We start from the raw sequence: 21,904 nt of genomic DNA on the forward strand, positions 1-21,904 counted from the left end.
GACGTTGCTCGTCGTCGGCACGGGGGTGGGCGGCTTCTTCTTCGTGAAGCACCAGGAAGCGGAGCGCCGTCGGACGGAGGTGGTTCCGGTCGCTGCGATTCCCGAGGCCGTGCAGGCGGTGCTGCCTCGGTGGAAGCTGAAGTACCTGGAGCTGGAGGGCACCGGCGCGGAGCGGCTCGCGGAGGGTCAGAAGCAGCTCGCCCGTGACGAGCGCTTCGCCTATGCGGAAGCGGAGGAGTCCTTCCAGCAGGCGCTGCTCCTGGACCCGCGCAGCGACGAGGCCATCGCCGGCTATGTCCAGGCGCTGGCGCTGGGACGAGGCGCCGGGCTGGACGACTCCACCTTCGCGGAGGCGAGCGCGCTGGTCGAGGCCTCGGAGTCTCGCGCGGGGCGCACCCCGCTGCTGCTGCTGGCTCACGCCAACCTGCTCCTGACGCGCTCACGGCAGGCGGAGCCGCTCAAGCAGGCCAAGGAACTGGCGGACGAGTCGCTCAAGCAGGCGCAGGCGACGGACGCGCAGAAGGCCGAGGCCCACCTGGTGCTGGGCCGGTGTTTCCTGTCGTCCTCGGGGGCGCTGGCGCGCAATCACTTCGACTCCGCGGAGAAGCTGGCGCCCGAGCTCAAGCGCATCCAGTACTACCGCGCGCTCGCGCACGAGTCGGCCGGCGAGTACTCGCTCGCGCTGGACACGCTGCGCAAGCGACTGAAGGCGGACCCCAGGGACTGGGACAGCCTGTCGGCCACCTCGCGCATCTACCAGGAGGTGGGTGAGCCGGGCGAGGCGCGCAAGCTGTACGAGGCGCGCGTGAAGGCGGACCCCGGGGAGCTGCGGGCGCTGCTGCCGCTCGCGGTGTTGCGCTACCAGTCCGAGGGCAATCCCGCCGCGGGCGTGCGCGAGCTGCGCGCGCTCTTGAAGGCCCGCGAGCGCCATGGCGACCGCGACGTGGCGGAGGTGCTCGTGCACCTGGCCGCCGCGGAGCGCGCCGCGGGCAACAGCGAGGCGGGGGTGAAGTTCGCGGAGGAGGCGCTCGGGTTGGCGAAGGAGCTGCCCGAGGCACACCTCCAGGTCTTCCTCGTCGCCCTGGAGCAGCGCGACGCGGCGAAGGCCCGCAAGCACCTGGAGGGCTTCAAGGGACGGCTGGAAGACCGCGCCCTGGAGATGGTGCTGGAAGGCCGCGTGCTGCTGCTGGAGAAGAAGCCCGCGGAGGCGCTGGAGCGCTTCCAGGAGGCGGTGTCGCGGGATGAGCGCAGGCTGGACGCGCAGCTCCTGGCGGGCGTGGCGGCGGCGGGGGCGAAGCGGCGCGAGGATGCGTTCCGCGCGCTGAACCTGGCGCTGCGCGCGGACCCGATGCGGCTGGAGCCTCGGCCCCTGGTGACGCGCTTCTGGATGCGGCCGTCGGAGACGGTGAAGGGCGTGGAGGACGTCATCCTCTCGCTCGCGGTGAACGCGGACGACCCGGGGCCGTACCTCTACGAGGGCCTGCTGCGCTTCCACCAGGGAGAACTCGACGCGGCGGACCGACACTTCCGGGACGTGCTGGAGTCGGACGCGAACAATGCGGGTGCGCTGGCGTACCGGGCGCTCATCGCGCTGCGACGAGGGAACCTGAACGAGGCGCGTGCGCTGTCGACGCGCGCGGTGTCCGCGGGGCGGCAGTTGCCGGTGGCGCATCTGGCCCAGGGACTGGTGCTGGGGGAGAGCCGTCAGGTGGAACCCGCGAAGCGCTCCTTGCGTGAGGCGCTGGGGCTGTCTCCCACGCTGCTGTCGGCCAAGGCGCGGCTCGCGGAGCTGGAGGCGCCGCAGCGGCGTGCCGACGCGCGTGCTCAGTTGGTGAGCGTGGTGGGGTTGGACCCCGCGTACCTCCCGGCCAAGCGGATGCTCTACCTGTTGGAACGGTGAGGTGGATGTGAAGGTCCTGTTGCTGGGTTCCGGAGGCCGTGAGCACGCGCTGGCGTGGAAGCTCTCCCAGAGTCCCCGGCTCACGCGGTTGTTGTGCGCCCCGGGCAACCCGGGCACGGCGAAGCTCGCGACCAACGTGCCCGTGAAGGCCGACGCGCCGGACGAGGTCGTGGCGCTCGCCCGGCGGGAGCGGGTGGACCTGGTGGTGGTGGGGCCGGAGGCACCGCTGGTGGCGGGCGTGGCGGACGCGCTGGCGAAGGCGGGCATCCCCTGCTTCGGGCCGGTGGCGGGCGCGGCGCTCATCGAGGGCTCCAAGGCCTTCGCCAAGGAGATCATGGCCGAGGCGGGCGTTCCCACCGCGGCCTTCCGCACCTTCACCGACGCCGCCGAGGCGGAGGCCTACGCGGTGGCGCAGGGCCGCATCGTCGTCAAGGCGGACGGGCTGGCCGCGGGCAAGGGCGTCATCGTCGCGCACGACGTGGACTCCGCGCGCGAGGCGGTGCGAGCGGTGGCGGCGCTGGGCTCGTCGGGGCAGCGCATGGTGCTGGAGGAACTGCTGGAGGGCGAGGAGGTCTCCGCCATGGCGCTCTGTGACGGCGAGCGCTACGTCATGCTGCCGCTGTCTCAGGACCACAAGCGCGTGGGAGATGGAGACACCGGCCCCAACACCGGCGGCATGGGGGCCTACAGTCCCGCGCCGTTTCTCGACGAGGCGCAGCTGGCGGAGGTGGGGGAGAGCGTCATCGCCCCCACGCTGGCGGTGCTTCGCCGTCGTGGGCTTCCCTTCAAGGGCGTGCTGTACGCGGGGCTGATGCTCACGCGCGGCGGGCCCAAGGTGCTGGAATTCAACGCGCGCTTCGGAGACCCGGAGACGCAGGTGTTGATGATGCAGTTGGGCGAGGACCTGCTGCCGCTGGTGGATGCGTGCGCGCGCGGCCAGTTGGAGCCGCGTGTGCTGGTGACGGCGCCGGGCGCCTCGGTGGGCGTGGTGCTGGCGGCGCAGGGCTATCCGGACGCGCCTCGCAAGGGGCAGCGCATCGACGGGCTGGACGCGGTGCCGACGGACGCCACGGTGTTCGTCGCGGGCGCGGAGACGCGGGACGGCGCGCTGGTGACGAGCGGCGGGCGGGTGCTGACGGTGTGCGCGCGGGGCGAGGACCTGTCGCGCGCGCGGGAGCGGGCGTACGCGGCGGTGGAGGCGGTGCGCTTCGAGGGCATGCACTTCCGTCATGACATCGGCGCGAAGGGGATGAAGGCCGCGCCGTGACGCGCATCTCCCGCTATCTCCTCAGTGAGCTGCTGGTCCCCCTCGGTGTGTGGGTGGCCTTCATGTTCCTGCTGCTGTTCGTGATGCAGTTCCTGCGAGGCACGGACGTGCTCCTGGGCTCGTCGGTGACGGTGCTGGACCTGGGTCGGCTGGTGGCCTACCTCACGCCGCACTTCCTGATGATGGCGCTGCCCATTGCGTTCCTGCTCGCCATCCTGCTGGGGCTCGGGCGACTGGGAGAGGACCGCGAGCTGACGGCGCTCCAGGCGCTGGGTGTGGGCCCCACGCGCCTGCTCTTCGCTCCGATGGGCGTGGCGGTGGCGCTCAGCGTGTTGATGCTCATCATCACCTCCACCGCGCAACCCTGGGGCCTCACGGGCGTGAAGGAGCTGGTGAGCGAGGTCATCCGGAAGAACGTCGTCGGCGACGTGAAGTCCGGCACCTTCTACGAGGACCTGAGTGACTTGACGCTGTACGCGGAGCAGGTGTCCTCCCAGGATGGCAAGTGGACGAACGTGCTGTTGCACGATGACCGCGAGGCGAACTCACCCCTGCTGGTGCTGGCGCACCGGGGCCAGGTGGGCACGTCCAGCGGTGGAGAGGTGCTGCGCTTCGCCCTGGAGGATGGCGAGGTGCACCGCTCCGGTCGCGCGTCCGAGGACTACAGCGTCATCCACTTCGACCGGGCGGAGATCAGCGTGGGCGTGGGCGCGTCCATGGGCAAGCGGGGCCGCTTCACCTCCGCCAAGGAGGAGCTGACGCCGTCGGAGCTGCTCCAGGCCGCGAGCGAGGCGGAGGCGAGTGGTGGGGATGCGCGCGGCTTCAGGATGGCGCTGCACAGCCGCCTGGGGGGCGCGCTGGCGCCCATCGCCTTCGCGTTGCTCGGCACGCCGCTGGCCATCGGTCGCCGACAGGCGGGCCGCGCGTGGGGCTATCTCCTGACGCTGGGCGGTTACGTCCTGTACTACCTCTTGAGCCGCGCCTTCGAGCAGCTGGGCCAGCAGGGCAAGCTGCCGGCGCCGCTGGCGGGACAATTGGCGAACGTCATCTTCATGCTGGTGGGCGCGGTGGCCCTGTACCGGGTGAGCCGCTCGGGGACGGTCCGGTGAGACTGACGCTCTTCGGGTACGTGCTGAAGACGTACATCCGCTTCGCGCTGGGCATCCTCGGCGGGCTGGTGCTCGTCTTCGTGGTGGTGGACTTCGTCGACCGCGCGAAGACGTACACGGGGCCGGGCTGGGTGATGGATGCGGCGAAGCTCTACGGCTACAAGGCGCTGATGGCGGTGCAGCAGCTCGGGCCCGCCGCGCTGCTGCTGGCCGCGGGCACGACGGTGTCCGCGTTGCGCAAGCAGGGCGAGGTGACGGCCATCCGCGCGCTGACCTTCGGTCCCACGGCGCTGTACGCACCCGTGCTGGCCTTCGGACTCATGGCGTGCACGGGGCTCATCGCCTTCGACGAAGTCATCGCGACGCACGCGGGACGGCGCGTCGATGAAATCACCACACAGCGCTTCAATCGCTGGGGCGACTGGCGCTTCTACTACACGCCGAAGCAATGGTTCCGACGCGGCGACCACATCTTCTTCCTCCGCGCGGGCAGCGCGCAGGAGGGCTTCCAGGACGTGTCCATCTTCACCCTGTCGCGGGAGTTCAAGCTGGAGCGGCGGCTGGACGCATCGCGGATGGAGTGGCTGGACGGGACGCGCTGGCGGCTGACGGAGGTGGTGGAGCGCTCCTTCGCCGGAGAGAAGCACACGTCGGTGAAGAGCCTGGAAAGCGCCGAGTACGAGCTGGGCATCGCCGCCTCGGCCTTCCGCATCCGGCCAGGACGCCCGGAGCAGATGCGGGTGCGGGAGTTGCGCGAGCAGATTGTCGCGCGCCGCGAGGTGGGTCTGGCGACGAAGCAGTTCCAGCTCGCGCTGCACAATCGCTTCGCCTATCCGCTCGCGGCGCTGCCGGCGGCGCTCCTGGGGGTGGGGTTGGCGCTGCGCACCAATCGCCGGGGGCACCTCACCGCCGCCATCGTCGAGGGCCTGCTCGTCGCCGTGGCGATGTGGGGGTTGATGATGGTGTGCCGCACGTTGGTGCTCACCGAGCGATTGACCCCCCTGGTGGCGGCGTGGACTCCCCCCGTCCTGCTGGTGCTGGCGGCAGGGGCGCTGTGGCTGCGTCGCGAGGGCTTCCTCCACCTGCCCCGCCGTTGGCTCGCGGTGAGGTAGCGTGAGTCCATCCATGGACCATCCCTCCCAGCCCCGGCTGGAGATCTTCCTTCGTCGCGCCGTGGCTGGAGTCCTGCTCGTCTGGGCGGTGGGCCTGGTGCTGGCCGAAGTCGTGTTGCAGGTGGCCGCGTCCGCGGCGGTGCTGCTGGCACTGGTGCTGGCGGCGCGGCGTCAGCTGAAGCTGGCCTCCGACGTGCGCGCCTACGTGCTGGCCAGCGTGGCGCTGTGCGCGTGGCAGGTGGTGTCCCCCGGGCTGGCGCTGCTGACGGGCGCGGCGAGCGGGTGGCCTCGAAGCTCGCGCTACGGACAAGTCCTGGACTCGGTGGCGGGCGCCGCCGTGGCGTGCGTGGGCTCGGTGGGCGTGCCGTGGCTGGCGCTCGCGAGCACGGTGGCGGCGGGGTGGTTGTTCGACGCTGCGCTGGGCATGTTCCAGAACCGGGTGCGCTGGCCGTGGGAGCCCTTCGCGTTCCTCAAGCTGAATCCGGGCCGGCTGCACGAGAACTTCGGCACGGAGGCCTCTCCGCGCTACGCGGCCGGGGGCATCTTCTTCCACCGGCTGCGCTTCGCGCATGGCGCGATCGCCGCGCTGGGCCCCGCGCTCGCGGTGCTGGGCAGCTCCGAGGTGGCTCGGCGGCGCATGCTGGCGGGCGCGGTGGTGCTGGGTCTGCTGGTGTCCATCTACAACGCCTTCGCCCGCGCGGCGCTGGGCGCGGCGCTGCTGGTCAGCGTGGTGGCGCTGCTGCTGCTGGTGAGTGGCCTTGCGCGCAAGGCGGGCCTGGCGCTCATCGCGGTGCTGGTGGTGGTCGTCCTCACGTCACCTGCGTGGCGCGCGCGCCTGGAGAAGGCCGTGGGCAACATCTACGGCGGGGAGCGCGAGCTGGCCATGAAGGTGGGCTGGAGCCTGGTGCGCGAGCATCCGCTCCTGGGCGTGGGCTTCGGCAACCACAAGGCCGCCGTCCTCGCGAGGCAGGGGGAGTCTGGCATCACCGACTTGCTGGCCACCGACTCGCACAACCTCTGGTTGACGGTGTGGGCCGAGACGGGGCTGGTGGGCCTGCTGCTGACGCTGGCGGTGCACGGCCTGCTGGGCTGGGCTCTCATCCGTCGCTACCGCGCGGGCTCGCTGGCCGCCACGGGCGCGCTCTTGTCCTTCGTGGGCTTCCACATCCTCGCGATGGTGCACTACCTGCCGTTCCACTCCAGCGTGCACCTCTCCTTCGCCCTCATCTGGGGCCTGGGGCTGTGCGAGGGCAGTGACGTGCTGCGCGGGCGTCCGGCGCCGCGCTAGCGGGCCTGCGCTCCCTCCGGTTCAGCGAGGAGGCAGCGGGCGCGACTCGAGCACGCGCCGGTACACGGCAACCGTCTTGCGCGCGCATTCGTCCCAGGTGAAGCGCGCGGCGCGCTCCCGGCCCAGCTCCACCAGCTCCGTGCGCAGGCCGTCGTCTCGAAGCACTCTCAGCGTCGCCTCGCGCCAGGCCACCGCGTCGTCCGGTGGGAGCCTCAGCGCCGCGCCGCCCACCACTTCCGGGAGCGCCGTCGCGTCCGCGGCCAGCACGGGACAGCCCGCCGCCATCGCCTCCAACGCGGGCAGCCCGAAGCCCTCGTACTTCGACGGCAGGAGCAGCGCCGCCGCCGCCCCGTAGAAGAGCGCCATCTCCGATTCGGGCAGCTCCTCCAAATCAATCACGTTCTCGTGCAGCCCCAGTTCGTGCGCCACCGCGCCCTTGCCCGCGAGCAGGACGATGGGCACCGGCAGGTCCGCCGCGAAGTGCCGCAAGAGCTCCAGGTTCTTGAAGGGCTTCGCGTTGCCCACCGCCGCCACGTAGCGCGCGGGCAGCTCCTGTCGCTCCCGGAACTCGCGGGCCTCCGCGGCCGAGGGCGGCTGGAAGCGCGAGTCCACGCCATTGGGAATCACCTGCAGCCGGTAGGGCGACAGCTTGAGGTGCTTCGCCAATTCCTCGCGGGAGAATTCGGACACCGTCACCAGCGCGGAGGCCCGCCGGGCGCGAGGCCCCACCACCACGCGGTAGTACAGGCTCTGCGCGGGCGAGTACTGGTGCGAAAGCGCCATGTGGTTGGCGTCATGCAGCGTGGCCACCAGCGGGCCGCTCCAGAACAGGGGCAGGGCGAACGACGTGGCGTGGAAGACGTCGGGCGACAGCCGCGCCAGGTCCGCCGCCAGCGCGGGTTGCTCCACGGGAGAGAGGAACCCCGCGAGCGCGCGGTGCATGGGCAGGCGAGGCGCGAGCGCTCCCAGGTCCGAGGGCAGGCCCTCGGGGGGCACCAGCGCGGAGAAGCGCAGGTCCGGAGCGAGCGCGGGGACTCGCCGCGCCAGCTCGAGCGCATAGCGGGCAATCCCGTGCAGCCGGCCGCGCACCATGCGCAGGTCGAGGAGGACATGAGCCACGTCTCCCGCGTACCACACGCGCGGCCTTCATGGGGGCGGGCAGGCACCCGCTTCGTGTTGCTGTCGGCAGGAGGCACGCCCGATGCTAGAAGGCCGGCATCGTGAAGGTCGCCCTGGTCCACGACTGGCTCGTCACCCACCGCGGGGGGGAGCGTGTGCTCGACGCGCTCTGCGAAGCGCTGCCCGACGCGGACATCTACACGCTCATCCACCGGCCCGGCAGCCAGTCCCCGGCCATCGAATCCCGCCGCATCTTCACGTCCTTCCTCCAGCGGATTCCGGGCATCCACGAGCGCTACCGCCACTTCCTGCCCCTGATGCCCCGGGCCATCGAAGCGCTGCGCCTCCAGGACGACTACGACGTCGTGCTCTCCTCCAGTCACTGCGTGGCCAAGGGCCTGCCCGTGCCGTCGGGGGTGCCCCACCTGAGCTACGTGCACGCGCCCATGCGGTACATGTGGGACTTGTTCGACGACTACTTCGGCCCCGGGCGTGCCCGTCTGCCGGTGCGCGCCGCGGCCCATGCCGTGCGCCCCTGGCTCCAGCGGTGGGACCGCGCCTCGGCCCAGCGCGTGGACCACTTCGTCGCCAACAGCCACCACGTCGCCGGCAAGCTCCAGCGCTTCTGGGGCCGCGACGCCACCGTCGTCCATCCCCCCGTGGACCTGGAGCGCTTCACCCGGCTGCCCCTGGAGGGCGGAGGGCAGGGCGGCTACTTCCTGTGGCTCGGCGCCTTCGCCCCCTACAAGCGGCTGGACATCGCGGTGGAGGCGTTCCGCGCGCTGGGCGCTCCGTTGTGGGTGGTGGGCACGGGACAGGAGGCCGCGCGCCTCGCGTCGGTGGCTCCCTCGCCGCACGTGCGCTTCCTCGGCAACGTCTCGGACGACGCGCTGCCGTCCCTGTACCGGGATGCTCGCGCGCTCATCTTCACGCCCGAGGAGGACTTCGGAATCACGCCGCTGGAATCCCAGGCCACCGGCCGCCCCGTCATCGCCTTCGGAAGGGGCGGGGCGTTGGAGACGGTGAACAGCCGCACGGGACTCTTCTTCTCGGAGCAGACACCTGCCTCGCTGATGGACGCCGTGCGGCGCTTCGAGACGTGGGAGGTCGGCTTCAAGCCGGAGGATGCCCGCTCGCAGGCCGAGCGCTTCGGACGTGCTGTCTTCCAGCGCGCCATGTTGTCGGAGGTGGAGTCCGTCCTCAGGGTGTCGAGGAAATCCCCACGTCTCGCCACGGCGGTGTGACGCCGCTGTCATCCCGGGCCCGGTCTTTCACCGTCACGTCCTGTCCACCTCCTGTCACTGTCCCCCGGCGGCAGGGGTAACTCGTTGGTTTCACGGGATTTTCCGTGTTACGACGCCTGCGAGTCAGAGGGAGTCGGGCGGGACGCGTGCTCGTTGTACCGGGGTGCGAGTCTTGCAAAGGGGTGGCGCCCCGTTGACCAGGTTACAGGAGTCCAGGCGTGTTCAGTCGTCTCCAGCGCTTCTACACGTCCATCAAAGTCTTCGCGGACATGGTGATGCTCGCTGTGGCGTTCGCCTTGGCGTACGTCACGCGGTTCTCCGGCATCGTCCCCGTCACGGAGGGAATCCCTCCCTGGGAGGACTCGCTCGTCTCGCTGCTGATGGTGCTCGTCATCTTCCCGGCGGCCTTCAAGCAGTCGCGGCTGTACGCCACGAACCGCTCCCGGACGAACACGGGGGAGGTGTTCGAGGTCTTCAAGTCCACCATCACCGCGACGCTCATCCTGGTGGCGGCCACGTACTTCGCGCGGGAGCGGTACTCGCGCCTCACGCTGGTCATCTTCGTCGTCTATGCCTTCGTGCTGGTGACGTGCAGCCGGTTGGCGTTCCGCTACGTGCTGAGTGAAATCCGGCGCAGGGGACACAACCTCAAGTCCATCCTCGTCATCGGCGCGGGAGAGCTGGGCCAGCGCGTCGTGGAGACGGTGGAGGGCCACCGGGAGCTGGGCTTCCGGGTGACGGGCCTCTTGTCGCTGCGGCCGGAGAAGGTGGGCCAGTACGTCAACGGGGTGCGCATCATCGGCCACGTGGACGACGTGGAGCGCGTGCTGGACGCGCAGCCGGTGGACCAGGTCATCCTCGCGCTGCCGCTGCAGGACCAGGCGCACGTGAAGCGGCTGATGGAGCAACTGGCGCTGCGCACGGTGGACGTCAGGGTGGTGCCGGACCTCTACCAGTACATCACCCTGTACGGCGGGCTGGAGGAGTTCGGCGGCCTGCCCATCATCCGCCTCCAGGGCGACCCGATGGAGGGCTGGAGCCGGGTCTCCAAGCGCGCCTTCGACATCCTCTTCTCGCTGCTCGCCATCCTCGTCACCGCGCCGCTCATGGCGGCCACGGCGCTGGCGGTGCGACTGTCCAGCCGCGGGCCGCTGCTGTACCGACAGGAGCGCATGGGGATGGATGGCCGCACCTTCCACATCCTCAAGTTCCGCACCATGCGCGTGGACGCGGAGCACTCCGGCGCGATGATGGCGCGCAAGGATGACCCGCGCCGCACCGTCATCGGCACCGTGCTGCGCAAGTACTCGCTGGACGAGCTGCCGCAGTTCTTCAACGTGCTGACGGGCGACATGAGCCTCGTGGGCCCGCGCCCCGAACGCCCTGTCTTCATCGAGGAGTTCAAGCGGCAGATTCCGCGCTACCACCTGCGGCACAAGGTGAAGGCGGGCATCACCGGCTGGGCGCAGATCAACGGCCTGCGCGGTCAGACGTGCATCGAGAAGCGCATCGAGTACGACCTGTACTACATCGAGAACTGGTCGCTCTTGATGGACCTGAAGATTCTCGTGCGCACCGCGCTGGGCGGCTTCCTGTCGAAGAACGCCTACTGAGCGAGCAGGCGTGCCCGGGCCACGGATTTCCGTGGCCCAGGCCCCGTGTCCGGCACGGTTTTCCGTGAGCCCGACGCGAAGTGGAACGCGGCCTCTACTGGATGTTCCAGACGACGGTGCCGGTGCACGTCGTATTGCTGTAGCAGCCGGCGCGAACCTGCACGGCGCCGGACGTGGTGGCGGTGAAGCTCATGCTGGATCCGCGTCCGCCGCACGCGTCGTCATTCCCCGCGGCCTGGGTGGCGCCGGTGAAGAGGCGCAGGTACGTGTCTCCGGTGAAGGTCGCTCCCGAGGCGCCGCAGGTGCCCACGGTGAGGACCTGGCCCGCGGTGACGCTGATGTCGCGGTTGGTGGTCGCCTGCTGGGCGTGGTTGGTGTTGCTCCCGCTGAAGGTGAACGAGCCGGACTTCGCGGGCGGAGGCGGCAGGGAGGAGAGCTCCCAGACGACGGTGCCGCCGCAGCTCGCGCTCGAGTAGCAGCCGGCGCGCACCTCGTACTCGCCCGCGGTGGTGGCGGTGAGGGTGATGCTGGAGCCTCGTCCTCCGCATGCGTCGTCGTTGGCGGCGATGGAGGCCCCCGAGGGATTGAAGAGGCGCAGGTACGTGTCCCCTGTCGTCTTCGCGCCCGTCAGGCCACAGGTGGCCACGGTGAGCAGTTGGCCGGCGGCGAGGGTCAGCTTCTTGTTGGTGGTGTTCTGCTGCGCGCTGTTGGTGTTGGTGGCCGTGAACACGAAGGAGTTGGCAGGCGGAGGAGGCTCCTCCGGGGGCGGCTCGCCGTTGCCGTTGGGGTCGGGGCACCCCGCGGTGGGGAGCGCGCACGTGGGCAGGAGAGCGCCCAGATGACTGACGACGGCCTGGATGGGAACGCCCCGGTTGGGGCAGTTGGCGCAGTGGTGCAGCGAGACGACCAGGTGGTCCGAGTAGCCGACCACCGGCGAGCCCGAGGAGCCGCCCTGCGTGTCCGCGTAGTAGCCCACGTCGTTGGGACCGCCGGCCTGGCAGGCTGCTTCGTTCAGGCTGTAGACCTCCGCGAAGCCCGACTCGTCGCGCGAGTCCGTCGAGGTGACGGCGATCTTCTTGCCGTAGCCCGCCGGGTGCTGGGGAACGTAGATGCGCTCGTTCACCACCGCGCCCGCGCCGCGAAGCTGGAGGTAGCCGAAGCTGCGCGTTGGATTCACCGCGAGCCGCACCAGCGCGTAGTCGCGAGGCGCGTCCGCCTGGACCAGCGTGCCGCCAGCGATGACGTGGCCCGGACAGCCGAACCAGCTCCCGCAGCTCGTGGCACAGGTGGCGCCCTCGGCCATGAATTCGAAGTCGGTGTTCTGCGCATCGCTGGCGGTGCCGATGCAGTGCTGGTTCGTGAGCACGTGGCCCTGGCTTCCCACCAGCCAACCGGTGCACGCGCTGGAGCCGCCGATGAGCAGGCGCGCGACGGGACGGGCGCGGCCGTAGAGGGTCGGCTCGCTGGTGGCGTAGCAGGGCGCCCAGCCGGTGTCGTCCGGGCCGCACACGGCCTTGTCCAGCTCGGACGTGAAGCCCTTCTCCGCGTTGGTGTAGCCGCGCGCGAAGCGGTCGATGGTGTAGCCGTGTCGGTTCAGGATGCCTTGGCGCGCCTCGGAGTCCTTGCCGTGCAGCTCGATGATGGCCGTGTCACCGGGGATGTGCACGGCCCAGAAGCCGTCGCGCGCACCCGGGTGCGTTCCGTCATACCGCCGCGAGCGCGTGCCGTCCGGCGAGCGCACCACGACGAAGTCTCCTTCCTCCAGCTCCAGCCGCTCGAAGTGCGCGGCGATGTACGCGGCCCCCTCGTGGGTGATGACGTCGGTGTGGAGCGGCCCGCTCCGCGCGCGCAGTGAGGTCGACGCATAGGGATGCGCCGACTCGAATCGCCGGTACACGTCCTCGCCGACCTTCGTGGCGCGCTGGGAGGCGGGGGAGGCCGCCACCTCGCACACGGGGGCCGAGGCCAGCGCGGTCGGCACGCCGGATATCAGCGCGACGACGAGACCTGCGAGCTGGATTCGTTTCATCTGTTCTCCTGCGGGAATGGGACTGCGCAGCTCAGGCTGCACCGCCGGTTATACCGACCCTCTCCGTGGGCCCCGCGTCGCTGTTGTTAACTCGGTTGCAGGAACGAGAGGATGTGTGGGGCGGGTGGCGTTTGTGCTGGGGAAGGGTTGGGGATGCGGAAAGGACACCGCCTCGCGGGGAGGGCGGCCGGCGGAGGCCCGTCTGATTTCACACGGAGCGCGATTGTTGCCGCCGGGTTGTGTGCGAGCCGCCGGGGGGCCGGGCCGAAAATGACGCAAGGAGAGGCGGGGAGTCGGCCCCGAGTGGGGGCGAAGCCGTCTAGACTCCGGGGGGCATGGCGGAAAAGCTCGGAGCGATACTGGTCCGTAAGGGCCTCCTCACGCAGGCGCAGCTCGACGAGGCCCTGAAGGCCCAGCTCATCTACGGTGGGCGGCTGGGCTCCATCCTCGTCGAGCTGGAGTTCCTGGACATCGACACCCTGGCGATGGTGCTGGGGGAGCAGACGCGCTACCCGGTGGCCCAGGAGGCCGACTTCGAGGCCGTCACCGACGCGACGCTGACGTTGCTGCCGGCGGCGCTCGCGGAGAAGCACCTGGCCTTCCCGTTGGCCCAGGAGGGGCGCCGGCTGAAGGTGGCGATGGCGAGCCCCTTCGAAATCCAGCACACGGACGCGCTGGGGTTCATCACGGGCCTGCGCATCCTGCCGCACATCACTCCCGAGCTGCGGCTGTTCCAATACCAGGCGCAGCGCTACGGCATCCGCCGCGAGTCGCGCTCCATGAGCATGGGCATGGCGCGGCGCGCGGCGCAGCCTCGGGGCGCGGCGGCTCCTCCGGCACCGGCGCGCGGCGGGGTGATGGTTCCTCTGCCCGACGTGGCTCCGCCTCCGGCGCCCGTGCGTGCGGAGCCGGGGACGGAGGGAATCTTCGGGGGGCTGGCGCCCGGACAGTTCCTGAGCGACGACGCCGAGGACGTGGCGGCGGAGGACGTGCAGTGGAGCGCGTCGAGCGCGCCCGTGGCGGGGAATCCGGGTGATGGGTTGGTGCCTGGTGGGAGCGCTCGGCCCGATGCGGGGCCTCCGGTGCTGGCGCCCGCGGGGGCGGCGAAGCCCTCGGGGCCACCTCAGCTCGCCTCCGTGGACGCGGCGCGAGGGATGACGCGACCGGAGGGGCCGCCCCGGCTCGCGCCGGCGGGGCCTCCTCGGTTGGCGCCCCCCGTGATGTCTCCCTCGCAGGACGCTCCGGAGGAGATTGAACCCGAGGAGGAGTTCGAGGCGGCGGAGGAGATAGACCCCACCGAGGAACTGGAGTTGGTCGATTCCGAGGAGGAGGTGCTCGAGGGCGTCATGGAGGAGGTGGTGGAGCCTCCCGCGCCGCGCAGCCCGGTGTTCGCGGGCCCGGGAGCCTCGGTGGCGGACGGGGCCGGGGGGAGTCCCACGCAGCCGCCGGGAATGGTGTCGCGGCAGTGGTCTCCGCACCAACCGCCTGGGTTGAATCGGGCGCCAGGGGCGGGTGGTGGAGCGCCGCCTCCGCCTGGAAGCGCCGGAGCGAGGCCTCCTCCGTCGGTCGTGGGGCCGCCGGGTCTGGCTGGGGCGGTTCGGCCTGGCGTCGGTGATGCGTCGGTCGTGGGGGCTTCGGGTGGGCCTGGTGCATCGCGACCCGGCGTCGGTGATGCGTCGGTTGTCGGGGCTTCGGTTGTGTCTGGAGCGCCATCACTGGTGCCATCGGGTGCGCCTGCGAATGCCGGGGCCGCTCGGCCTGGGCAGTCCTTCGAGCAGGCTGCGCCCGTGTCGGGCGCGGTGCCTCCGGGGATGGTCGGCCCTGGTGGCAGGCCGCCTTCGGGGACGGGGGTGCCCTCGGTCCCGCAAGGCCCAGGTGCGAGGCCTCCTCCAGGAGCGGCCATGGCGCCGGCTCCAGGGCCGCAGGGAACGATGCCTCCGGCTGCGCGTCCACCGTCGGCCATGGGGACTCCTGTTGGCGCGGGACCCGTGCCGCCCGGAATGGTGAGCACGCGGCCTTCGAGTGCTGGCATGCCCCCGGTGCAGGGGTCGGTTCCGCCGGGAATGGCGGGGGCACGGCCTCCGTCGAGCGCGGGGATGCCGCCGGTGCAGGGCGCTTCGGGTCCTGCTGGTGCCCCCGTGGGGCCTGGGCCTCAGGGGCCCGTGCCGCCAGGGATGATGGGAGCACGGCCTCCGTCGAGCGCGGGGATGCCACCGGCACCGGGACTCACGAGCGCTCCTGGTGTGTCGGGTCCGCAAGGTTCCGTGCCGCCAGGGATGATGGGAGCACGGCCTCCGTCGAGCGCGGGGATGCCGTCGGTGCAGGGCCCTCCGGGGCCTGCTGGCGTGGGTGCTCCTGTGGGGCAAGGCCCGGTTCCTCCAGGGATGGCGGGGGCTCGTCTTCCGCCTGGTGCTCCCGTTGTTCCTGGTGGGCCGCCAGGGTTGGTTGGCGCGCAGGTTCCGCCAGGCATGCTGGGCGCGCGTCCTCCGTCGAGCACGGGCATACCGAGCGCACCGGGTGCTGTTGGCTCGAGTGGTCCCATGGCGTCGGGACCTCAAGGTCCTGTGCCGCCGGGGATGATGGGGACGCGGCCTCCGTCGAGCGCGGGAATGATTCCCTCGGTGCCGGGGCCGCAGGGGCCTGTTCCTCCGGGGATGGCGCGGCCTCTCTCGGGGCCAGGACCGCAAGGCGCGGTGCCGCCTGGCATACGGCCTTCGAGTTCGGGGCTGCCCGCGGTATCGGGTCCTCCTGGCGCGGTGCCTCCAGGGATGGCGGGAGCGAGGCCTCCCTCGGGAACGGGCCTTCCCGTCGCACCAGGTCCGCAGGGAGGACCTCCTGGGGCGAATGTGGCAGCGGGAGGGCGCCCGGCCTCGGCGGGGAGTGGTCCCATGGGGCAGCCACCTCCGGGCATGCAGCGTCCGCCGCAGGCTGGAGCTCCACCGCTCATGCAAGCGGGAGCCGTGCCTCAGGCTGGCGGCGCTGGGTTTCAACCGCCGGGCATGGCGCCGAAGGGCGTGCCTCCTGCAACGGGGGCGTCACCTGCGGCGGTGGCTCAGCCCAACACGGCACCGACGCCCCCGCGCGGGACCGACGTCGTCATTCCGGTGCCTCCCGGTGAGAGTTCTCTGCTCGATGCCGAGCGGCCTGGCGAATCGCGACTGGCAACGGAGTCTGTTCCTCGGGTGGAGGACACGACGTCTGGCCTCGCATCCGTCGCGGGTGAAGGAGCGGTCGGCCTTCCGTCGCCCTCTGGCTCGGACGCCAGACTTGCCGGGACGCGCGAAGTCCGCGTGACGGACGCGCCCGGGTCTTGGAGCGCGCTGAGTGAGGGAAGTACATTCGCTGCCGCCGCGGCGGTTGTCGCCGAGCGTGAAGGCAGTGCGGCGAGCGTGACGACGGGAGCATCAGCGTCTCCGAGCGTCGCGAGCGAAGTGGGTGCGCCCGAGGTCGCTGCATCGGCGGTTGCGCCGCGCGAGGACAACAAGGTCACGTCCACGTCGTGGAGCATCACCCGTGAAACGAGTGCGGATGAACTTGAAGCGCTGGCGGTTGCCGCGCGTGAAGCCGTGAAGAAGGCGTCCACGTCGTGGAGCATCGCGAGTGAAGCGGGTGCGGTTGATGCCGGCGCGTCGGTGGGTGCCTCGCGCGAAGCCGCGAAGCCCGCGTCCCCCATGTGGAGCATCATCCGTGAAGCGGGTGCGGCCGATGCCCCCGCGCCGAGGATTGCCGCGCGTGACGGCGGGGCGGAGGCGGCGACGTCAGGGAACATCGCCAGTGAGGCGGGCGCGCTCGATGTCGATGCCTCGATGGTTGCCTCGCCTGACGGCGTGACGGACGCGCCCTCCTCGGGGAGCCTCGCGAGCGAAGCCGCGCTACTCGATGTCGCGTCGTCAGTGCCCGCCACGACCGAAGGTTCTACCCCAGTCGTCGCGGCCGAGGCCTTCGTGTCGTCGGATGGCAGCGAGGGGCCTGCAACAGAAGGTGCTTTCGGGCTGCCAGAAGGGGTGCACGGAAGCGCTGCGTTCGAGAAGCCCGTCTCGACCGCATCCGCGACTGCACTCCCCGCCACCGAGCAGCACGTGGTGGTCGCGAATCCAGAAGTCCTGACGCCCGCGCTGGCTCATGAGGCAACCGCGGCGTCGGTCGCGAGTGACGCTCTCTCTCAGGCCGGTTTGCTCGCCGCCCCGGTGCCCCTCGCGACCTCAACCGAAGTCACCAGGTCCGAGACCGCGTCAACTCGCGGCGTGGATTCCTCCGAGACCACCCCGTCACGTGATGTCCTGGTCCCCACCGTCGAGACAGTCGCCGCCAGTGCGACCACAGGTGCCGTACCCGAAGAGCCCACCACGCTGCTGATTGCTTCGACCGAAGCGCCTCCATCCCAGACCGCGACCTTCGAGCCCGGCGCGTCGACCGGAGACGCCAGCGAGCACGTCTCGTCCGAGACAGCAGGGACCTCGTCCGACGTCGTGCTCGTCGCTCCTCAAGTGTCGCCCGAAGTCGCGGCCTCCGAAGGCGCGGCGCCCAGGGCTCCGGAACCAGACACCTCCACCGAACCGGCGTCCGCGCACGCAGGGCCACCGTCGGCAGTGGAGCAGGGCGAGGGACCGCTTCCATCAGGTCCACGAGGCTCGACGTCCACGGACCCTTGGGGCATGGCGGACTCGTCCGACGCGAATCCCTCCCCATCGAGCGAGCAGTCTCCCTCCGCCACGGAGGCGACGAGCGTCGCCTACCTGGACCTGGGCCTCGAATCAGCCTCGACGCTCGATGTCAGTCCCACGGGCTCCGTGGACTCCTCTCACGGCGCGCAAGACTCCAGCTCCACAATCGAGGGTGAGCCCTGGAAGCTCGTGAGGTCCGTGCCGAGCAACACGGGCCGTGCCCACGAACAGCACGAGCCCCCCACGTCGGACGCTGCCCTTCAGCCGAAGGTCATCACGGGCGATGAGGATATCAGCGAGTCGCTCGAGCTGGAGGCCGCCGGCAGCATGCTCGCGTCGCATGGCGAGCCGTCTTCACACGTCGGAGCCACGACTCAGCGCGGTGCCGACACATCGCTCACCACGGTGCTCCCCGATTCCGCGAGCAAGCCTTCCTCTGTCGCCGCCAGTGATTTGGAGACACCCGACCTCCAGCATTCCAGTGACCCCAGAGGCACGGAGTCCGGCTCCACCGCACGAGACGACGCCTCAAAAGAAGCCGGACCGTCATCCACCATCGCCATGGAGTCACAGGTGTCCACGGAGGCCACCGTCGTCTCACTGGACGCGGTCCGTGCGGCGAACGCGGAGTCCTCGGGGGCCCTCATCCCTGGGCCATCCGGGTCCGTGGAGCCCGTGCCCTCCACGCCGGCACTTCGTCCCGTTGCCACGCGGCGCGCGCCCATCGAGCTTGATGACCTGCCCGCCACGGATGACTCGCCCATGCAACTCGCCTCGACCTGGGAGTTCGTGGGGTGGCAGGGCTCCGATGGCAGCGGCACCATCGGTCATGTCGCGGAGAACACGTGGGATGACCGCGCGGTGGACCTCGACGGCGCGGTGCCTCGCGCGGCGCCGGCGGGAGCCTCCTCGAGTGAACTGCCCCTCGCCTCCGCCTGGGACTTCATCCAGCAGCCCTGGCAGCCCCAGGCCCGCGAGCAGTCGGAGGCGCTGACCGCGCTCCTGGCCGCGTCGGATGCTCCCACGGGGACGGGAAGCGAGGGCCCTACGGTGTCGGCGGAGCAGGTGCTCACGGCCCTGGAGGACGTGGGAACACAGGGCGTGCTCGGCAAGGTGCTGCTCGCGTACTGCGCCGGACGCTTCCAGCGGGCCTTCCTGCTGGGCGAGAGCTTCGGGCTCGTGCGCGTCGGGCATGCCTGGGGACCGGGAAGCGACAGCCCCCAGGTCTCCGCGCTCAAGGTGGACCTGGAGGCGCCCTCGCTCCTGATGTCCTCGCTGGGGCAGCTCGGGCCCAGCAGCTTCGACACGCCATCCTGCGTCCAGGACGAGGCCATCTTCTCCGCGCTCGGTGGCCCGTCGTCGCGCCTGCTCGTCATGCCCATCCGCGCTCGCGGGCGCCCCGTGGCCTTCGTCATCGCGGACTCGGGTGGCGAGCCCGTGGCCACCACGACGCTCGATGAATTGACGCGCGTGTCCGCCAAGGCGTCGGAGGTCTACGACCGTCTCCCCGCGTCACGCGCGGACTGAGCTTCGCGGTAGCGCCGCGCGAGGTCCGTCATCCACGGGCCTCGCGCTCACCCCCGCCACTCCCGACGAAGCGTTCATCCCGACACCGGGGCCCGCCGGCCATTGACCGGGGCGCGGGCTTCGCGCGGACGGGCGGCGAAAGACGGCGAGGGCCCCGGAACCATCGGCTCCGGAGCCCTCGTCACCGCGGATGTTCGTCTTCCGCGCTCAGCTGCAGCCGCTGGTGGCGCCGCAGTTGCCGCACTTATAGCAGGCGCCGCTGCGCACCATGATGGCGCCGCAGGTGTGGCAGGGCGGGGCGTCCGCCTGGTTGAGCCACGTCGCGCGGGTGTTCTGCGCGGGGAGCGACAGCGAGGCCACCTGCGCGGGCAGCGCGGGCTTCGTCGCCGGCGCGTCCGCCGGAGCGAGGATGGCGTCCTCCACCGCGTCCTCGTTCGGCAGGAACTTCAGCTCCAGCCACCGGAAGATGTAGTCGGTGATGGACTTGGCGATGGGGATGGCGGGGTTGCCCGTGAAGCCGCTCGGCTCGAAGCGCGTGTGGCTCAGCTTGTCGACCATCACCTTGAGCGGCACGCCGTACTGGAGCGCCAGGGAGATGCTGGTGGCGAAGCTGTCCATCAGCCCGCTGACCACCGAGCCCTCCTTCGCCATGACGATGAACAGCTCGCCCGGCGCCCCGTCCTCATACATGCCCACCGTGAGGTAACCCTCATGGCCGCCAATGGAGAACTTGTGGGTGATGGAGCGCCGCTCGTCCGGCAGCCGGCGCCGCACCGCGCGAGGCTCGGGCTTCACCGCGGGCTCGACGACGGCGGCGGCCACCGGGGCCTTGCGCGTGTCCTTCACCGACTCCTTCGACGTGTTCAACGGCTGCGTGCGCTTGCACCCGTCACGGTACACGGCCACCGCCTTCAGGCCGCGCTTCCACGACTCCATGTAGGCCTTCTCGATGTCCCCCACCGTGGAGTCCGACGGCATGTTCACCGTCTTGGAGATGGCGCCGGAGAGGAACGGCTGGCAGGCCTCCATCATCTGGATGTGGCCCATCCAGTGGATGCTGCGCGAGCCGTTCGCCGGCTTGAACGCGCAGTCGAACACCGACAGGTGCTCGGCCTTCAGATGGGGAGCGCCTTCAATCGTGTCCGCCTTGTCCAGGGCGCTGATGATGTCCTGCGCCTGCGTCTGCGGATAACCCAGCTTCTCCAGCGCCTGCGGCACCGTCTGGTTGACGATCTTCAACATCCCGCCGCCCACCAGCTTCTTGTACTTGATGAGCGCGATGTCGGGTTCGATGCCCGTGGTGTCGCAGTCCATCATGAAGCCGATGGTCCCCGTGGGCGCCAGCACCGTCACCTGGCTGTTGCGGAAGCCGTGCACCTCGCCGAGCGCCAGCGCCGCGTCCCACGCCGCCTTCTGCGCCGCGTGCAGCTCCGACGTCACGCCCTGCGAGGGGACGTTGTACGCCGCCTTGCGGTGCTTGCGGATGACGCCCAGCATCGGTTCCGCGTTCTTCGCGTAGCCGGCGAACGGGCCCTGCTTCTCCGCCATGCGCGCGCTCATCGCGTACGCCTCGCCGCACATCAGCGAGGTGATGGCCGCCGCGTAGTTGCGGCCCGCGTCGGAGTCATACGGCAGGCCGGACGCCATCAGCAGCGCGCCCAGGTTCGCGAAGCCCAGTCCCAGCGGCCGGTAGTCGTGGCTGTTCTTGCCGATGCGCTCGGTGGGGTAGCGCGAGAAGCCGACGATGATCTCCTGCGCGAGCAGGAGCACGTCCACCGCGTGCTTGAAGGCGGGCACGTCGAAGTCGCCGGCGATGTCGCGGAAGTGCATCAGGTTCAGCGACGCCAGGTTGCACGCCGAATCGTCCAGGAACATGTACTCCGAGCACGGGTTGGACGCGTTGATGCGCGCCGTGCCCGAGCACGTGTGCCAGTGGTTCACCGTCGTGTCGAACTGCATCCCCGGGTCGCCGCACAGGTGCGCGGCCTCGGCGATTTCGCGGAACACGGCCCGCGCCCGCAGGGTCTCCAGCGGCTGGCCATCCTTCACCGCGCGCGTCTGCCACGGCCCGTCGCTGACGACGGCCTTCATGAAGTCGTCGGTGACGCGCACCGAGTTGTTCGAGTTCTGGAAGAACACCGACGAGTACGCCTCGCCGTTGAAGGACGGGTCATACCCGGCCTCGATGAGCGCCCAGGCCTTCCTCTCCTCGTGGGACTTGCACCGGATGAACTCGAGCACGTCCGGGTGGTCCGCGTTGAGGATGACCATCTTCGCCGCGCGGCGCGTCTTGCCGCCGCTCTTGATGACCCCGGCGAAGGCGTCGAAGCCGCGCATGAACGACACCGGACCGGACGCGGTGCCACCGCCGGCCAACAGCTCCTTGCTGCCCCGGATGCTGGACAGGTTGCTGCCCGTGCCGCTGCCGTACTTGAAGAGCATGCCCTCCGTGCGCGCCAGCGTGAGGATGGACTCCATGGAGTCATCCACGCTGTTGATGAAACACGCCGAGCACTGCGGCTGCGCCTCCACGCCCACGTTGAACCAGACAGGCGAGTTGAACGACGCCTTCTGCCGCAGGAGCAGGTGCGTCAGCTCCGCGTGGAACGTCTCGCGGGCCGCCTCGGTGGAGAAGTAGCCCCCCTCCACGCCCCAGCGCGCCAGGGTGTCCACCACGCGCGCCACCAGCTTGCGCACGCTCGTCTCGCGCTCCGCCGTCCCCGGCGTGCCGCGGAAATACTTCGACGCCACGACGTTCGTCGCCAGCATCGACCAGGAGCGGGGGACCTCGATGTTCTTCTGCTCGAAGACCGCCTTGCCATCCTCACCGGTGATGCTCGCGCTGCGGTACTCCCACGCGAGCTCGTCCGCCGGGTCCACCCCAGGCGTCGTGAAGTAGCGCTCCACGCTCAGCCCCGTCGCGGCGACCTTCACCTTGCCGCGCCCGGCCCGCCGCTCCTTCCCGCTCACCATGGGCTTCGCACTCAGCTCCTTCTCCATGTCGCCACCCTCCGAATTCACTCTGGGTTGGA

11 protein-coding genes are annotated in these 21,904 nt (G+C 70.5%); 8 read left to right on the top strand and 3 right to left on the bottom strand.

Features of this window, described 5'->3' with window-relative positions; all coding sequences use genetic code 11:
* From HUW62_RS02640 to HUW62_RS02660, 5 genes are all read left to right on the top strand, one after another.
* A partial coding sequence (locus HUW62_RS02640; RefSeq protein ID WP_176433466.1) for a tetratricopeptide repeat protein occupies positions 1–1,900 on the top strand: 1,900 nt, incomplete at its 5' end.
* Between the two features lies 1 nt (position 1,901).
* Complete coding sequence (purD, locus tag HUW62_RS02645; RefSeq protein ID WP_176433467.1) at positions 1,902–3,167, top strand: phosphoribosylamine--glycine ligase; 1,266 nt, start codon at positions 1,902–1,904, stop codon at positions 3,165–3,167.
* Entirely contained in the window at positions 3,164–4,276 is a 1,113-nt protein-coding gene (locus HUW62_RS02650) for an LptF/LptG family permease (RefSeq protein ID WP_163865660.1), read from the top strand. Before purD ends, HUW62_RS02650 begins: the two co-directional genes overlap by 4 nt.
* Positions 4,273–5,388, top strand: a complete 1,116-nt coding sequence (locus HUW62_RS02655; protein ID WP_163865659.1) for an LptF/LptG family permease — start codon at positions 4,273–4,275, stop codon at positions 5,386–5,388. The genes HUW62_RS02650 and HUW62_RS02655 overlap by 4 nt, the downstream gene beginning before the upstream one ends.
* 13 nt (positions 5,389–5,401) lie before the next feature.
* A complete protein-coding gene (locus tag HUW62_RS02660) occupies positions 5,402–6,676 on the top strand; it encodes an O-antigen ligase family protein (RefSeq protein ID WP_163865658.1) in 1,275 nt (424 codons plus the stop codon).
* 21 nt (positions 6,677–6,697) lie between these two features.
* Here the strand turns inward: HUW62_RS02660 and HUW62_RS02665 are convergent, their stop codons facing one another.
* Positions 6,698–7,813: a glycosyltransferase family 1 protein gene (locus HUW62_RS02665; protein WP_163865657.1), complete on the bottom strand. Its 1,116-nt coding sequence runs from the start codon at positions 7,811–7,813 to the stop codon at positions 6,698–6,700.
* 83 nt (positions 7,814–7,896) lie between these two features.
* Between HUW62_RS02665 and HUW62_RS02670 the strand changes: the two genes are divergently transcribed.
* Both HUW62_RS02670 and HUW62_RS02675 read left to right on the top strand, forming a co-directional pair.
* Positions 7,897–9,039 carry a glycosyltransferase gene (locus HUW62_RS02670; protein WP_176433468.1) on the top strand — a complete coding sequence of 381 codons (1,143 nt, stop codon included), beginning with the start codon at positions 7,897–7,899 and terminating at the stop codon, positions 9,037–9,039.
* Positions 9,040–9,257: 218 nt separating this feature from the next.
* Entirely contained in the window at positions 9,258–10,652 is a 1,395-nt protein-coding gene (locus HUW62_RS02675; RefSeq protein ID WP_176433469.1) for an undecaprenyl-phosphate glucose phosphotransferase, read from the top strand.
* Positions 10,653–10,746: 94 nt separating this feature from the next.
* Here HUW62_RS02675 and HUW62_RS02680 read toward each other — a convergent pair whose 3' ends face one another.
* Positions 10,747–12,681 (bottom strand): serine protease, encoded by a 1,935-nt coding sequence (locus HUW62_RS02680; RefSeq protein WP_176433470.1) that lies wholly within the window; start codon positions 12,679–12,681, stop codon positions 10,747–10,749.
* A gap of 335 nt (positions 12,682–13,016) precedes the next feature.
* Here HUW62_RS02680 and HUW62_RS02685 point away from each other — a divergent pair, with 335 nt between their 5' ends.
* A complete protein-coding gene (locus HUW62_RS02685; protein WP_176433471.1) occupies positions 13,017–18,872 on the top strand; it encodes a hypothetical protein in 5,856 nt (1,951 codons plus the stop codon).
* 207 nt (positions 18,873–19,079) lie between these two features.
* On the opposite strand, the gene HUW62_RS02690 is transcribed toward HUW62_RS02685, so the two are convergent.
* Positions 19,080–21,872, bottom strand: a complete 2,793-nt coding sequence (locus HUW62_RS02690) for a vitamin B12-dependent ribonucleotide reductase (protein WP_176433472.1) — start codon at positions 21,870–21,872, stop codon at positions 19,080–19,082.
* Between the last annotated feature and the right edge of the window lie 32 nt (positions 21,873–21,904).

Origin of the sequence: Myxococcus sp. AM011, from assembly GCF_013372595.1 — a bacterium.
Taxonomy (GTDB): domain Bacteria; phylum Myxococcota; class Myxococcia; order Myxococcales; family Myxococcaceae; genus Myxococcus; species Myxococcus eversor.